Source organism: Buchnera aphidicola (Ceratoglyphina bambusae) (assembly GCF_039363085.1).
Classification (GTDB): Bacteria; Pseudomonadota; Gammaproteobacteria; order Enterobacterales; family Enterobacteriaceae; genus Buchnera_G; species Buchnera_G aphidicola_E.
In genome coordinates, this window is sequence record NZ_CP134982.1 from 367,817 (window position 1) to 380,359 (window position 12,543).

Consider the following 12,543-nt stretch of genomic DNA (forward strand, 5'->3'; position numbering starts at 1 on the left):
AATTATTTTTTAAACAGTTTTCTAGGCCCTTTTCTAGTTCTAGCATTAGTTTTAGTTCTTTGACCTCTTACAGGAAGACCTTTTCTATGTCTTAATCCTCTATAACATCCTAAATCCATTAATCTTTTAATACACATTTTTTTGGTTCTTCTAAGATCTCCTTCTACAATAAATTTAGCAACATTCTCTCTTAATAAATCTAATTCTTTATCATTTAAAGAACCTATTTTATTAGAATATTCTATATTTAAATTTTTACAAATATAATTAGCTCTAGAAATTCCAATACCATATATCATACTTAAAGCTATATTAACATGCTTATTATCATCTATATTAACACCTTGAATACGAACCATATTATTTCCTAAATATTTTAAATAAAATTTGCATAAAAAAATTATTTATTAAGTTTATATAATTAACCTTGCCTTTGCTTATGTTTAGGATCATTTTTACATGTAACTAAAGAAACATTTTTTCTTTTTATTATTTTACAAAATTTACACATTTTTTTTATAGAAGTTCTAACTTTCATTTTTTTCTCAACATTTTTTATAAAAAATAAAAATATTATTTAAATATATTTATTTTTTTTATTTAATTTTGTTACATAAGATTTAGAAACAATAATATTTTGTATTTGATTAATACAATCTATAACAACAACTACTACTATTAATAAAGATGTTCCACTAAAATAAAAAGAATAATTTAATAAATATCTAATAAAATCAGGAATAGTACATATAAAAGTAATATATAAGGAGCCTATAAAAGTTAGTTTAGAAACAACTCTATTTATATAAATAGAAGTGTTATTACCCGGCCTTATACCTTTTATAAAAGCTGAAGACTTCTTTAAATTTTCAGAAGTATCTATAGGATTAAAAATTAATTTAGTATAAAAAAAACAAAAAAATATTATAAAAAATGAATAAATTAATATATAAAAAAAATTATTAGGCTTTAAATAAACAGACAAATTTAATAAAAAATTGTTTTTATATAAATTAGAAATCCAAGAAATCACAGTAGAAAATAATAAAATTATACTAGAAGCAAATATTGCTGGTATTACACCAACTATATTAACTTTTAATGGCAAATAACTATTACCAGATATGTAAATCTTTCTTATATGAGTTCTATTAGCATATTGTATAGGTATTTTATAATAACTTCTCTCTATAAACGCAATAAAAAAAAATATAAAAAATATAAATAAAAATAAAAAAATAAATACAAGCCAATTAAAATTAATTAATCTAACTTTTTCTAAAAAATTCAAAAAATTTAATGGAACAGTAGAAATTATTCCTAAAAATATTATTATAGAAACACCATTACCTATACCATATTTAGTTATTAAGTCACCCATCCACATTAAAAACATAGTTCCAGTCATTAAACTTAAAGAACACAATACATAAAATTTAAAACTATTATTTATAACTAAATTATCAAATATAGGTATATTAGGCAAACTAACAGATATCCCAATAGATTGTATAATAGCCAGTAATAAAGTTAAATATTTAGTGTATTTATTAATTTGCTTTTTTCCATTCTCTCCATCTTTTTTCATATCAGAGAAAAAAGGAGTTATAAAAGTAAGAAGTTGAATAACTATAGAAGAAGATATATATGGCATTATTCCTAATGAAAATATAGATGCTTTATATATAGCTCCTCCTGAAAACATATTTAACATATCTAAAAAATTACCATGATTTTTACTTAATATTTTAGATAAAACACTAATATCAATTCCAGGAATAGGTATTAATGATCCAATTCTAAAAATTATTATTGCAAATATAACAAATAAAATTCTGTTTTTTAGCTCATTTTCATTTCTACAAAAATTTTTATCAGAATATTCATCAATTTTTGAATTTAAATTTTTTATCATAATATAATATTTTACCTATTAATTTTACCGCCAGCTTTTTCAACAATATAAGATAATTTTTTAGTTAAATTTATTCCTTCAAATATTATAGATTTATTTATTTCACCAAAACCTATTATTTTTATATGTTTTATATTTTTATTAACAATAGAATTAGATTTTAACAAATTTAAATTTATAAATGTATGACATTTAATTAAATTAATTATTTTACAAAATTTTAATTCTTTAGTTAAAATTTTTTTTCTAGAGATAAATCCAAATTTAGGAGAACGTTTATATAAGGGAGTTTGACCTCCTTCAAAACCTATTTTTATAGAACATCCCTTTCTAGATTTTTGACCTTTATGCCCTCTGCCACTTGTTTTACCTAAGCCAGAACCTATACCTCTACCAACTCTTTTTTTTTTTTTAAAAAATCTGTTCGATTTTAATATAACTTTTAATAACATAATAATTATTATTCCTCTATTTTTAACATATAAGATATTTTTTTTATCATTCCTCTAATAGAATTAGTATTATTTAATTTTTTTTTACTACCAATTTTTTTTAATCCTAAAGATAACAAAGTACTTTTATGTTTAGGCAATATTCCTATAGAACTTTTTATTTGAACAATTTTTATATATTCATTATTCATAATTTATTTTTTTCCAATTATTTGATAAATACTTTTATTTCTTTTTTTAGCTACAGTATATATAGATTGCATATTTTTTAATCCATTTATTGTGGCTCTAACCACATTTATTGGATTAGTAGAACCATAAGTTTTAGCTAATACATTAAATATTCCGGAAACTTCAAAAACTGCTCTCATAGCCCCACCTGCTATTATTCCAGTTCCATCAGAAGCTGGTTTCATAAATATAGTAGAACTAGTATATGTTTCTTTTACAGAATATTGTAAAGTATTTTTATTTAAAAGAAAAGTTATCATATTTTTTCTAGCTTTTTCCATAGCTTTCTGTATAGCAGATGGAACTTCTCTAGATTTTCCATATCCAAACCCAACTTTTCCTTTTTTATCTCCAACCACAGTTAAAGCAGTAAAAGAAAACACTCTTCCTCCTTTAACAGTCTTAGAAACTCTATTTACAGAAATTAATTTTTCTTGCAATTCATTGTTTTTTTTGTTATCTATGTTTTTCATAAATATTACCTAAAATTTTAAACCAAATTTTCTAGCAGAATCTGCTAATTCTTTAATTCTTCCGTGATATTTAAAACCAGATCTATCGAATGAAACTTTTTTAATACCTTTTTTCAAAGAACGCAAAGCTATTTTTTTACCTATTAATTTAGCAAACTCTTTATTTCCAGTATAAATATTTTCTTCTTTAACTTTTTTTTCTAAAGTAGATGCAGATGCTAAAACTAAATTATTTTCTGAAATTATTTGAGCATATATATGACGAGAACTTCTATGTACAACTAATCTAATACTTTTTATTTTCTTGAACATTTTTCTAGTTTTCAAAAATCTTCTTATTCTAGATATTTTTTTTTTAAAAAAAATCATATTATTTCTTTTTAGCCTCTTTCCTGCGTATTATCTCATTTTCATAATGAATTCCTTTTCCTTTATATGGTTCAGGTTTTTTATATGAACGCAAAACTGCTGCAGACTGAAACACAAGTTGCTTATTTACTCCGCTCAATGTTATTTTAGTATTAGAATCACAATTAGCTTCTACTCCAATAGGTAAAGTATATTTTATTACATGAGAATATCCTAAAAATAAATTTACAACATTGTTTTTTAAAATAACTCTATAACCAACACCAGATAATACAAGAGTTTTAAAAAATTTATTTTTTACACCATATATCATAGAAAAAATTAAAGATCTGGCAGTACCAGCGTACATCCAAGAATTATAATACTTTTTATTACCATAAAAAGTTAATACATTTTTATTATATTCAACATTAACAAAATTATTTAAAACAAATTTTAATTTACCATATAATCCTTCTATATAAATATTTTTTTTTTTAAAAAAAATTTTAACATCTTTAGGAACTAAAATAGGTTTTTTAGCTATTCTAGACATATAATTTTCTCCATAAATTCTGTTTTTTTAAAAAAATATAAAAAATTAATAAACAATACAAATAATTTCTCCTCCTACTCCTAATTTTTTGGCTTCTAAATCAGTTAAAACTCCTTTAGAAGTTGATATAATAGAAATACCTAAACCGGAAATTACTTTAGGTAAATTATTTTTATTTCTATATACTCTTAAACTAGGCTTACTAATTTTTTTTATATTCTCTATTACTGGTTTACCATTAAAATATTTTAAAAATATTTTTATTTCATTTAAAATTTCATATTTTTCTATATATCCTTCTTTTTTTAAAACTTCTAGAATAGAAACTTTAAATTTAGAAAACTTTACAAATAAATATATTTTATTGGATAATTGACCATTTCTTATTCTAGTTAACATATCACTAATAGAATCTTGCATACTCATGTTTTTAATTATCACCCTATAATAAATTTTATAAATTAAATTTTACCAACTAGATTTTTTTAATCCAGGAATTTCTCCATTCATTGCAGCTTCTCTAAATTTCATTCTGCTTAATCCAAATTTTCTTAAAAAAGCGTGAGGTCTTCCAGTTATATAACATCTATTTCTTCTTCTGCACGGGCTAGAATCTCTTGGCAGTTTTTGCAATTTGAATATAGCATCTAACTTCTTATTTTTAGAAGATTTCAAATCAAATATAATTTTTTTTAATTTTTTTCTAACATTTAAAAATTTTTCACTTAATATTTTTCTTCTTAATTCTCTAGCTTTTATAGATTCTTTAGCCATATGTTTTCTCTAAAATTATTTTTTAAAAGGAAAATTTAAAGATTTAAATAATTCAAATGCATGATAATCAGAATTGGTGGTAGTAGTTATAGCAATATCTAATCCCCTGGTTTTATCTATTTTTTCATAATTTATTTCAGGAAAAATAATTTGTTCTTTTATACCTATATTATAGTTTCCCATTCCATCAAAAGATTTTTTACTAAATCCTCTAAAATCTCTTATTCTAGGAACTACAATATATATAAAACGATTAAGAAAATCCCACATTCTATTTTTTCTCAATGTTACTTTGCAACCAACAGGATAACCTTGTCTTATTTTAAAACCAGATATAGATTTTCTAGCATTAGTTATTATAGGTTTTTGTCCTGATATCATAGCCATATCATCAATTATATTTTTTAAATTTTTTTTATTATAATTACAATCTCCAGCACCAATATTTAAAGTTATTTTTTCTATCTTAGGAACTTGCATAATAGATTTATAATTTAGTTTTTTTATTAAATAATATATAATTTTTTTTTTATACAAACTTTTTAATTCTAACACCATTAATCTCCAAAATTAATATTACTAAGAATTATTTTATAATTTTTTTATTAGATTTAAAAAAACGTACTTTTTTACCATTTTTAAACTTAAAACCAACTCTATCAGACTTACCTGTATCTTTGTTAAATATTTTTAAGTTAGAAACTTCTATATAAGACTCTTTTTCTATAATACCACCTGGATAATTCTTTTCTGGAATAGATTTTTTGTGTTTTTTTACAACATTTATTCCACTAACAATTACTTTGTTAACAGATATAAATTTTTTTACTATTCCTTTTTTCCCCTTGCATTTACCTGATATAACAATTACTTCATCGTTTTTACGAATTTTTTTAGACATAAAATAACCTTTTTAAAGTACCTCTGGCGCTAAAGATATTATTTTCATAAATTTTTCTGTTCTTAGTTCTCTAGTTACAGGTCCAAAAATTCTGCTTCCTATAAGTGTTTCATTAGTATTATTTAATAAAACACAAGAATTTTTATCAAATCTAATTAATGAACCATCTAATCTTAATATTCCCTTTTTAGAACGAACAATAACAGCTTTTAAAACTTCTCCCTTTTTTACTTTACCATTTGAAACTGCTTCTTGTATAGCTACTTTCACAATATCTCCAATTCTAGCATATCTTCTTTTAGATCCGCCCAATACTTTTATGCACAATGCTATTTTAGCCCCAGAATTATCAGCAACATTTAACAATGTTTGTACTTGAATCATATTTTTTTAACCTTAAAATATATTATACTTTTATTTTTCTTTTTAAAATTTTTAATAAAATCCATGATTTACTTTTAGAAATAGGTTTACAATGAGAAATTTCTACTAAATCTCCTATAGTACATTTATTTTTTTCGTCATGCACTTTGATTTTAATATTTCTTCTAATAAATTTGCCATAAATTTTATGTTTTATAAAACGATCTATAGAGACAATACATGTCTTATTCATCTTATCACTAACTACAATTCCTTTAAGAGTTTTAATGTTTTTAATCACTTATTTTTAACCTTATTTATATTAATTAAATGTTTAACTCTGGCAATTTTTTTTCTACAAAGTTTTAATAAATGAGTCTGTGTTAATTTTCCTGAAAAAAACTGAATTTTTATATTAAAATATTCTTTTAATAAAACCATTAATTCACGATTATTAATATTATTTATATTTTTTATGTTATTCTTTGTTACCATATTATATCTCTATTTATAAAAATTGTTTTAACAGATAATTTTGCTGAAGCTAAAAAAAAAGCTCTTTTGGAAATTTCTTCTGATACCCCATCTACTTCATATAAAACTCTCCCTGGTTTTATAAGAGCAACCCAATATTCAACATTTCCTTTTCCTTTACCCATTCTCACTTCTAGTGGTTTTTGAGTAATAGGTTTATCTGGAAAAATTCTTATCCAAATTTTACCTTCTTTTTTAATTAATCTACTTATAACTTTCCTGGCAGATTCAATTTGTCTGGCTGTTATTCTTCCCCTGGTAATAGCTTTTAACCCAAATTTACCAAAACAAATGTTACTTCCAACTGAATTTCCTCTATTTTTACCTTTATGCATTTTCCTGAATTTAGTTTTTTTCGGCTGCAACATAAATTTGTAACTCCACTATTTTACTGTACGTTTTCTATATTGTTTTTTAACCTTATTTACAAGTTTTTCTAATTTTAACATAACATCTATATTACCCAAAATTTCACCTTTAAATATCCATACTTTTACACCAATAATTCCGTATGTAGTATGAGCTTTTGAAACACTATATTCAATATTAGCTCTTAAAGTATGCAATGGAACTCTTCCTTCTCTATACCATTCTCTTCTAGCAATTTCAGCGCCTCCTAATCTCCCACTAATTTCTATTTTTATTCCTTTTGCTCCATTTCTCATAGCATTTTGAACAGATCTTTTCATTACTCTTCTAAACATGACTCTTCTTTCTAACTGTAAACTAATGTTATTAGCCACTAATTTTGAGTCTATTTCTGGTTTTTTTATTTCTGATATATTTATTTGTACTGGAGCTTGTATCATATTAACAATTTGCAATCTTATTTTTTCTATATCTTCACCTTTCCTTCCAATAACTATACCAGGTCTAGAAGTAAATATAGTTATTCTAATACTTTTAGCAGGTCTTTCAATTACAACTTTAGATACAGAAGCTTTAGATAATTTTTTTAAAATAAATTTTCTAACTTCAAAATCACTTTTCAAATTATTAGCAAAATCTTTTTTATTAGCAAACCAAATAGAATCCCAATGTTTTATAATTCCTAATCTCATCCCATGAGGATTAACTTTTTGCCCCATTTTTGTATACCTCAAATTTTATTTTAATCAGATATTACTATTTTTATATGGCTAGTTCGCTTCAATATTCTATCAGCTCTACCTTTAGCTCTTGGCATCATTCTTTTCATAACAGGTCCCTCATCTACAAATATTTTAATAACTTTTAATTTATCTACATCTAATCCATAATTATGTTCTGCATTAGCTATCGCTGAATTTAATACTTTTATAACTAAATTAGAAGACTTTTTTCTATTAAATTGTAATATATTAATAGCAGAGGAAACTTTTTTCCCTAAAATTAAGTTAGAAACAATTCTAACTTTTTGAGCAGAGGAATTGGCTTTTTTATATACTGCATATACTTCCATAATAACCTCACACAAATTTTTATTTAGAATTATCAGTAGAAACATTTTTTTTAATTTTTTTATCTATGTTATGACCTCTATATGTTCTTGTTATAGAGAATTCTCCTAATTTATGACCAACCATTTCTTCAGTAATAAAAATAGGTATATGTTTTCTACCATTATAAACAGAAATTGTTAAACCTACCATATTAGGAAAAATAGTAGATCTTCTAGACCAAGTTTTTATAGGTTTATTATTTTTTAATTTTAATGATTCATTAACTTTTTTAAATAAACTTTCATCAATAAAAGGACCTTTTCTTAAAGATCTAGGCATATAAATTTTATCCTTATTTATTTTTTCTATGATTTACAATAAATTTTTGAGTTCTTTTGTTTCTTCTAGTCTTTTTACCTTTAGTTTGAAAACCCCAGGGACTTACAGGATGTTTACCAAAATTTTTACCTTCTCCACCTCCATGAGGATGATCTACTGGATTCATAGCTGTTCCTCTAACTGTAGGACGTACACCTAGCCATCTTTTAGCTCCTGCTTTACCAAACTTTTTTAACATATGTTTAGTATTTCCAACTTCTCCTATAGTTGCTCTACAATTATAATGTATTTTTCTTATTTCTCCTGAACATAATCTAATTAACACATATTTTTTTTCTTTAGATATCAATTGAGAATAACTGCCAGCGGATCTAGAAATTTGCGCTCCTTTGCCAGGTTTCATTTCTATATTATGTATATATTCTCCAGAAGGTATATTTCCTATTTTTAAAGAATTTCCAATTTTTATTTCAACATTTTCTCCAGATAATATAATATCACCTATTTTTATATTTTTAGGTTCTAAAATATAATTTTTAGTACCATCTTTATATAATACTAAAACTATATTAGCAGATCTATTTGGATCATATTCAATTCTTTTTACAATTGCTGGTATATTATCTTTATTTCTTTTAAAATCTATTATTCTATATTTTTGTTTATGACCTCTACCAATATGTCTAGTAGTAATTCTTCCTAAATTATTCCTACCTCCAGTTTTATTTTTTTTTTTTAACAAACTTTTTAATGGTTTTTTTTTATATAAATTTGAATTAATAATTTTTACTACATGTCTCCTACCAGGAGAAGTAGGTTTTAATCTTTTTATTATCATATTAAATTGTTAATCCTAAAATATTTTATTTATTAAAAATTTAGACTATGCCCTTTTTTTAAAGTTACATATGCTTTTTTCCAATTTTTTTTAAAACTATATTTATTTACATTTCCTTTTTTATTGTTTTTTCTTTTTCCTTTAACTATTAATGTATTTACGTTTAAAACTATTACTTTAAAAAATTTTTCTACTGAAATTTTTATTTCATTTTTTGTAGAATTTTTTAAAACTTTTATTACAAAAGTGTTATTTTTTTGAGAAGTCATAGAAGATTTTTCAGATACATGTAACCCTCTAAATATTTTAAAAATTTTTTCTTGAAATTTCATATAAGCTATTCTCTATCTTTTTAAACGCATTAACAGTAATTATTATTTTTTCATAAGAGACTAAAATTAAAGGATTAATAAATCTATTCTCTATTACATTAATTTGTTTAGTGTTTCTTGCTGCTAAAAAAACATTTTTATTAAAATTGTCTAATATTATTAATATTTTATTAAACTTAATAAATTTTAGTTTATTTATTAACAATTTAGTTTTAGGAAGTTCAATGTCAAATGTATTAAATATTAATAATTTATTTTTTCTAATAAGTTCAGAAAAAATACTTCTTATAGCAGATTTATACATTTTTTTATTTATTTTTTTAAAATAATTTTTTTTTTTATAAGCAAAAGTTACACCACCAGATCTCCATAGTGGGCTTCTAATAGATCCTACTCTAGCTCTACCAGTTCCTTTTTGTTTCCAAGGTTTTTTACCAGAGCCAGAAACTTCAGATTTAGACTTCTGAGATTTTGTTCCTTTTCTATTTCTAGACATATAAGAAACTAATACTTGATGTATTAATATTTTATTAAAAGATTTATTAAATAAAGCATCAGAAACATCAATAAAATTACTTTTATCATCTTTTAATACTAATTTCATATTAAAATTTTACCTCATTATTTTTACAGATGGCTTAATAATAACGTGACTATTAGATGAGCCCGGAATAGTCCCTTTCACAAATAGAATCTTTTTTTTATTATCTATATATACAATGTTTAAATTTTGTATAGTAATTTTTTTATTACCTAAATGACCTGACATTTTTTTTCCTTTAAAAACTCTACCAGGCGTTTGATTTTGACCAATTGATCCAGGAGCACGATGTGATAAAGAATTACCATGGCTAGAATCTTGTGATTTAAAATTCCATCTTTTTATAGTTCCAGAAAAACCTTTCCCTTTGGAAATACCAGTTATATCTACTTTTTTAATATCTTTTAAAATATTAATATTTAAAGATTGACCGGAAAAAAATTTGTCATTTTTATTTGTTCTAAATTCCCATAATCCCACCCCAGCTTCAACATTATATTTTATAAAATGCCCTTTTTCTGGTTTATTAATTTTATTGTTTTTTTTTTTTCCGACAGTAACTTGTATAGCACAATATTTATCTTTCTTTACATTTTTTACTTGTACTATTCTATTTTCAGAAATTTTTATTATAGTTACTGGAATAAAAATTCCTTCTTTAGAAAACATCATTGATGAACCAATTTTAGTCCCAACTAAACCAATCATATAAATACCTATAATAAAAACATTAATATATTTTAAATATCAAAAATTAATCTAAAATTATTTGAACATCTACTCCAGCTGCTAAATCTAATCTCATTAAAGCATCTACAGTCTTGTCTGTTGGCTCTACTATATCTATTAATCTTTTATGAGTACATATTTCATATTGATCTCGAGCATCTTTGTTTACATGAGGAGAAATTAATATAGTAAACTTTTCTTTTCTAGTAGGAAGAGGTATAGGACCTCTAACTTGAGCTCCAGTTCTTTTAGCTGTATTAACTATTTCTTCAGTAGATTGATCTATTAATCTATGATCAAAAGCTTTTAAACGAATTCTTATTCTTTGATTGTTCATAATTTTTTAATAAATCACCCCAAATACATATTTTAAAAAAAAAATATTATTTATGTCAAAATTTTTTATAAAAAATTGTTAAAATATTTGTATAAAATTTATTTTATATAAAAAGTTTGAAAATGTATGAAAAAAAATAAATTTAAAAAAATTTTAAAATCATAAAAATATTTTAAAATTTATATAAATTATATCAAATATATATATTAAAAACTAGCAAAAAACTAATAACATAGAAAAAGAGGTAACTCCTCTTTTTCTAAAAAAGTTTTTAATTAACAATTTCTGAAACTACCCCTGCGCCTACAGTTTTGCCTCCTTCTCTTATAGCAAATCTTAATCCTTTAGTCATAGCTATTGGATATATTAAAGTAACTGTTAATTCTATATTATCACCAGGCATAACCATTTCTACAGATTTTGGTAATTCTATCAAACCAGTCACATCAGTAGTTCTAAAATAAAACTGAGGTCTATATCCTTTAAAAAACGCAGTATGTCTTCCACCTTCTTCTTTAGATAAAATATAAACTTTAGACCTAAATTTTTTATGAGGAGTTATACTACCAGGTTTTGATAAAACCTGCCCTCTTTCTATTTCATCCCTTTTAGTTCCTCTAAGTAAAATCCCTACATTTTCCCCGGCTCTTCCTTCATCTAATAGCTTTCTAAACATTTCAACACCTGTACATATAGTTTTAACAGTAGGTTTTATTCCTACTATTTCTACTTCTTCCCCTACTTTTACAATTCCTTTTTCTACTCTACCAGTTACAACTGTTCCTCTTCCAGAAATAGAAAAAACATCTTCTATAGGTAATAAAAATGATTCATTAATAGATCTTTTAGGTTCAGGTATATATGTATCTAACAAGTTAGAAAGCTCTAATATTTTATCTTCCCATTTTTTATCATTTTCTATAGCTTTTAAAGCTGATCCTCTTACAATAGGAGTGTTATTACCAGGAAAATCATACTCTGTCAGCAAATCTCTAACTTCCATTTCTACTAATTCTAAAAGTTCTTCATCTTCTACCATGTCGCATTTATTTAAAAATACTATTATATATGGGACTCCTACTTGCCTAGCAAGCAATATATGCTCTCTAGTTTGAGGCATAGGACCATCAGTAGCTGCAACTACTAAAATAGCTCCATCCATTTGAGCAGCTCCTGTTATCATATTTTTAATATAATCAGCATGACCTGGACAATCTACATGCGCATAATGTCTTTTAGAAGTGTCATATTCTACATGAGAAGTATTAATTGTTATACCTCTAGCTTTTTCTTCTGGAGCGTTATCTATTTGATTAAATGCTTTAGCAGATCCACCATATTTTTTAGCTAATACAGTTGTAATAGCTGAAGTTAACGTTGTTTTACCATGATCCACATGACCTATAGTGCCAACATTTACATGTGGTTTAATTCTATCAAATTTTTTTTTAGACATTTT

25 protein-coding genes are annotated in these 12,543 nt (G+C 23.8%); all 25 read right to left on the reverse strand.

All coding sequences use genetic code 11. The features are described 5' to 3' along the window. Positions 1 to 2: 2 nt before the first annotated feature. The 25 genes from rpsM to tuf all read right to left on the reverse strand — a co-directional run bounded on the left by rpsM (position 3) and on the right by tuf (position 12,540). Positions 3 to 359 (reverse strand): 30S ribosomal protein S13, encoded by a 357-nt coding sequence (gene rpsM, locus RJD23_RS01725; RefSeq protein WP_343188149.1) that lies wholly within the window; start codon positions 357 to 359, stop codon positions 3 to 5. A gap of 62 nt (positions 360 to 421) precedes the next feature. Then, positions 422 to 538: a 50S ribosomal protein L36 gene (rpmJ, locus tag RJD23_RS01730; RefSeq protein WP_343188150.1), complete on the reverse strand. Its 117-nt coding sequence runs from the start codon at positions 536 to 538 to the stop codon at positions 422 to 424. A gap of 39 nt (positions 539 to 577) precedes the next feature. Next, positions 578 to 1,915, reverse strand: coding sequence for a preprotein translocase subunit SecY (gene secY, locus RJD23_RS01735; RefSeq protein WP_343188151.1), 1,338 nt, complete (start codon positions 1,913 to 1,915; stop codon positions 578 to 580). 11 nt (positions 1,916 to 1,926) lie between these two features. Further along, positions 1,927 to 2,367, reverse strand: coding sequence for a 50S ribosomal protein L15 (gene rplO, locus RJD23_RS01740; RefSeq protein WP_343188152.1), 441 nt, complete (start codon positions 2,365 to 2,367; stop codon positions 1,927 to 1,929). 8 nt (positions 2,368 to 2,375) lie between these two features. Beyond that, positions 2,376 to 2,558: a 50S ribosomal protein L30 gene (gene rpmD, locus RJD23_RS01745; RefSeq protein ID WP_343188153.1), complete on the reverse strand. Its 183-nt coding sequence runs from the start codon at positions 2,556 to 2,558 to the stop codon at positions 2,376 to 2,378. A 3-nt stretch (positions 2,559 to 2,561) separates the two neighbouring features. Then, complete coding sequence (gene rpsE / locus RJD23_RS01750; protein ID WP_343188154.1) at positions 2,562 to 3,071, reverse strand: 30S ribosomal protein S5; 510 nt, start codon at positions 3,069 to 3,071, stop codon at positions 2,562 to 2,564. 9 nt (positions 3,072 to 3,080) lie between these two features. Continuing rightward, positions 3,081 to 3,440 (reverse strand): 50S ribosomal protein L18, encoded by a 360-nt coding sequence (rplR, locus tag RJD23_RS01755; protein ID WP_343188155.1) that lies wholly within the window; start codon positions 3,438 to 3,440, stop codon positions 3,081 to 3,083. 1 nt (position 3,441) lies between these two features. Beyond that, positions 3,442 to 3,975, reverse strand: a complete 534-nt coding sequence (gene rplF / locus RJD23_RS01760; RefSeq protein ID WP_343188156.1) for a 50S ribosomal protein L6 — start codon at positions 3,973 to 3,975, stop codon at positions 3,442 to 3,444. Between the two features lie 45 nt (positions 3,976 to 4,020). Then, a complete protein-coding gene (gene rpsH / locus RJD23_RS01765) occupies positions 4,021 to 4,401 on the reverse strand; it encodes a 30S ribosomal protein S8 (protein WP_343188157.1) in 381 nt (126 codons plus the stop codon). A gap of 42 nt (positions 4,402 to 4,443) precedes the next feature. After that, entirely contained in the window at positions 4,444 to 4,749 is a 306-nt protein-coding gene (gene rpsN, locus RJD23_RS01770) for a 30S ribosomal protein S14 (RefSeq protein WP_343188158.1), read from the reverse strand. A 15-nt stretch (positions 4,750 to 4,764) separates the two neighbouring features. Beyond that, positions 4,765 to 5,304, reverse strand: coding sequence for a 50S ribosomal protein L5 (gene rplE, locus RJD23_RS01775; RefSeq protein ID WP_428994252.1), 540 nt, complete (start codon positions 5,302 to 5,304; stop codon positions 4,765 to 4,767). Positions 5,305 to 5,335: 31 nt separating this feature from the next. Further along, positions 5,336 to 5,650 carry a 50S ribosomal protein L24 gene (gene rplX / locus RJD23_RS01780; protein WP_343188160.1) on the reverse strand — a complete coding sequence of 105 codons (315 nt, stop codon included), beginning with the start codon at positions 5,648 to 5,650 and terminating at the stop codon, positions 5,336 to 5,338. 12 nt (positions 5,651 to 5,662) lie between these two features. Next, positions 5,663 to 6,034: a 50S ribosomal protein L14 gene (gene rplN, locus RJD23_RS01785; RefSeq protein WP_343188161.1), complete on the reverse strand. Its 372-nt coding sequence runs from the start codon at positions 6,032 to 6,034 to the stop codon at positions 5,663 to 5,665. A gap of 22 nt (positions 6,035 to 6,056) precedes the next feature. Continuing rightward, positions 6,057 to 6,311, reverse strand: coding sequence for a 30S ribosomal protein S17 (gene rpsQ, locus RJD23_RS01790; protein ID WP_428994253.1), 255 nt, complete (start codon positions 6,309 to 6,311; stop codon positions 6,057 to 6,059). Continuing rightward, positions 6,311 to 6,508: a 50S ribosomal protein L29 gene (rpmC, locus tag RJD23_RS01795; protein ID WP_343188163.1), complete on the reverse strand. Its 198-nt coding sequence runs from the start codon at positions 6,506 to 6,508 to the stop codon at positions 6,311 to 6,313. The genes rpsQ and rpmC overlap by 1 nt, the downstream gene beginning before the upstream one ends. Further along, positions 6,502 to 6,915 carry a 50S ribosomal protein L16 gene (gene rplP / locus RJD23_RS01800; protein ID WP_343188164.1) on the reverse strand — a complete coding sequence of 138 codons (414 nt, stop codon included), beginning with the start codon at positions 6,913 to 6,915 and terminating at the stop codon, positions 6,502 to 6,504. The genes rpmC and rplP overlap by 7 nt, the downstream gene beginning before the upstream one ends. Before the next feature lie 15 nt (positions 6,916 to 6,930). After that, on the reverse strand, positions 6,931 to 7,635 hold the full coding sequence (gene rpsC, locus RJD23_RS01805; RefSeq protein WP_343188165.1) for a 30S ribosomal protein S3: 705 nt from the start codon (positions 7,633 to 7,635) through the stop codon (positions 6,931 to 6,933). A gap of 23 nt (positions 7,636 to 7,658) precedes the next feature. Beyond that, complete coding sequence (gene rplV / locus RJD23_RS01810; RefSeq protein ID WP_343188166.1) at positions 7,659 to 7,988, reverse strand: 50S ribosomal protein L22; 330 nt, start codon at positions 7,986 to 7,988, stop codon at positions 7,659 to 7,661. A 19-nt stretch (positions 7,989 to 8,007) separates the two neighbouring features. After that, the gene (gene rpsS / locus RJD23_RS01815) at positions 8,008 to 8,307 is read right to left on the reverse strand and encodes a 30S ribosomal protein S19 (protein ID WP_343188167.1); all 300 of its coding nucleotides are present in this window, start codon (positions 8,305 to 8,307) and stop codon (positions 8,008 to 8,010) included. A gap of 13 nt (positions 8,308 to 8,320) precedes the next feature. Then, positions 8,321 to 9,145, reverse strand: coding sequence for a 50S ribosomal protein L2 (gene rplB / locus RJD23_RS01820; protein WP_343188168.1), 825 nt, complete (start codon positions 9,143 to 9,145; stop codon positions 8,321 to 8,323). A 32-nt stretch (positions 9,146 to 9,177) separates the two neighbouring features. Continuing rightward, a complete protein-coding gene (locus tag RJD23_RS01825; RefSeq protein WP_343188169.1) occupies positions 9,178 to 9,477 on the reverse strand; it encodes a 50S ribosomal protein L23 in 300 nt (99 codons plus the stop codon). Beyond that, on the reverse strand, positions 9,452 to 10,081 hold the full coding sequence (gene rplD / locus RJD23_RS01830) for a 50S ribosomal protein L4 (protein WP_343188170.1): 630 nt from the start codon (positions 10,079 to 10,081) through the stop codon (positions 9,452 to 9,454). Before rplD ends, RJD23_RS01825 begins: the two co-directional genes overlap by 26 nt. Positions 10,082 to 10,090: 9 nt before the next feature. Then, complete coding sequence (gene rplC, locus RJD23_RS01835; protein ID WP_343188171.1) at positions 10,091 to 10,726, reverse strand: 50S ribosomal protein L3; 636 nt, start codon at positions 10,724 to 10,726, stop codon at positions 10,091 to 10,093. A 46-nt stretch (positions 10,727 to 10,772) separates the two neighbouring features. Next, positions 10,773 to 11,084, reverse strand: coding sequence for a 30S ribosomal protein S10 (gene rpsJ / locus RJD23_RS01840; protein WP_343188172.1), 312 nt, complete (start codon positions 11,082 to 11,084; stop codon positions 10,773 to 10,775). Between the two features lie 271 nt (positions 11,085 to 11,355). Next, positions 11,356 to 12,540 (reverse strand): elongation factor Tu, encoded by a 1,185-nt coding sequence (tuf, locus tag RJD23_RS01845; RefSeq protein ID WP_343188173.1) that lies wholly within the window; start codon positions 12,538 to 12,540, stop codon positions 11,356 to 11,358. Positions 12,541 to 12,543 lie beyond the last annotated feature (3 nt).

What these genes read in the sequence shown, in the direction of transcription:
- rpsM (WP_343188149.1), bottom strand. Translation starts at nt 359, where the DNA reads ATGGTTCGTATTCAAGGTGTTAATATAGATGATAATAAGCATGTTAAT.
- rpmJ (WP_343188150.1), bottom strand. Translation starts at nt 538, where the DNA reads ATGAAAGTTAGAACTTCTATAAAAAAAATGTGTAAATTTTGTAAAATA.
- secY (WP_343188151.1), bottom strand. Translation starts at nt 1,915, where the DNA reads ATGATAAAAAATTTAAATTCAAAAATTGATGAATATTCTGATAAAAAT.
- rplO (WP_343188152.1), bottom strand. Translation starts at nt 2,367, where the DNA reads ATGTTATTAAAAGTTATATTAAAATCGAACAGATTTTTTAAAAAAAAA.
- rpmD (WP_343188153.1), bottom strand. Translation starts at nt 2,558, where the DNA reads ATGAATAATGAATATATAAAAATTGTTCAAATAAAAAGTTCTATAGGA.
- rpsE (WP_343188154.1), bottom strand. Translation starts at nt 3,071, where the DNA reads ATGAAAAACATAGATAACAAAAAAAACAATGAATTGCAAGAAAAATTA.
- rplR (WP_343188155.1), bottom strand. Translation starts at nt 3,440, where the DNA reads ATGATTTTTTTTAAAAAAAAAATATCTAGAATAAGAAGATTTTTGAAA.
- rplF (WP_343188156.1), bottom strand. Translation starts at nt 3,975, where the DNA reads ATGTCTAGAATAGCTAAAAAACCTATTTTAGTTCCTAAAGATGTTAAA.
- rpsH (WP_343188157.1), bottom strand. Translation starts at nt 4,401, where the DNA reads ATGAGTATGCAAGATTCTATTAGTGATATGTTAACTAGAATAAGAAAT.
- rpsN (WP_343188158.1), bottom strand. Translation starts at nt 4,749, where the DNA reads ATGGCTAAAGAATCTATAAAAGCTAGAGAATTAAGAAGAAAAATATTA.
- rplX (WP_343188160.1), bottom strand. Translation starts at nt 5,650, where the DNA reads ATGTCTAAAAAAATTCGTAAAAACGATGAAGTAATTGTTATATCAGGT.
- rplN (WP_343188161.1), bottom strand. Translation starts at nt 6,034, where the DNA reads ATGATTCAAGTACAAACATTGTTAAATGTTGCTGATAATTCTGGGGCT.
- rpmC (WP_343188163.1), bottom strand. Translation starts at nt 6,508, where the DNA reads ATGGTAACAAAGAATAACATAAAAAATATAAATAATATTAATAATCGT.
- rplP (WP_343188164.1), bottom strand. Translation starts at nt 6,915, where the DNA reads ATGTTGCAGCCGAAAAAAACTAAATTCAGGAAAATGCATAAAGGTAAA.
- rpsC (WP_343188165.1), bottom strand. Translation starts at nt 7,635, where the DNA reads ATGGGGCAAAAAGTTAATCCTCATGGGATGAGATTAGGAATTATAAAA.
- rplV (WP_343188166.1), bottom strand. Translation starts at nt 7,988, where the DNA reads ATGGAAGTATATGCAGTATATAAAAAAGCCAATTCCTCTGCTCAAAAA.
- rpsS (WP_343188167.1), bottom strand. Translation starts at nt 8,307, where the DNA reads ATGCCTAGATCTTTAAGAAAAGGTCCTTTTATTGATGAAAGTTTATTT.
- rplB (WP_343188168.1), bottom strand. Translation starts at nt 9,145, where the DNA reads ATGATAATAAAAAGATTAAAACCTACTTCTCCTGGTAGGAGACATGTA.
- RJD23_RS01825 (WP_343188169.1), bottom strand. Translation starts at nt 9,477, where the DNA reads ATGAAATTTCAAGAAAAAATTTTTAAAATATTTAGAGGGTTACATGTA.
- rplD (WP_343188170.1), bottom strand. Translation starts at nt 10,081, where the DNA reads ATGAAATTAGTATTAAAAGATGATAAAAGTAATTTTATTGATGTTTCT.
- rplC (WP_343188171.1), bottom strand. Translation starts at nt 10,726, where the DNA reads ATGATTGGTTTAGTTGGGACTAAAATTGGTTCATCAATGATGTTTTCT.
- rpsJ (WP_343188172.1), bottom strand. Translation starts at nt 11,084, where the DNA reads ATGAACAATCAAAGAATAAGAATTCGTTTAAAAGCTTTTGATCATAGA.
- tuf (WP_343188173.1), bottom strand. Translation starts at nt 12,540, where the DNA reads ATGTCTAAAAAAAAATTTGATAGAATTAAACCACATGTAAATGTTGGC.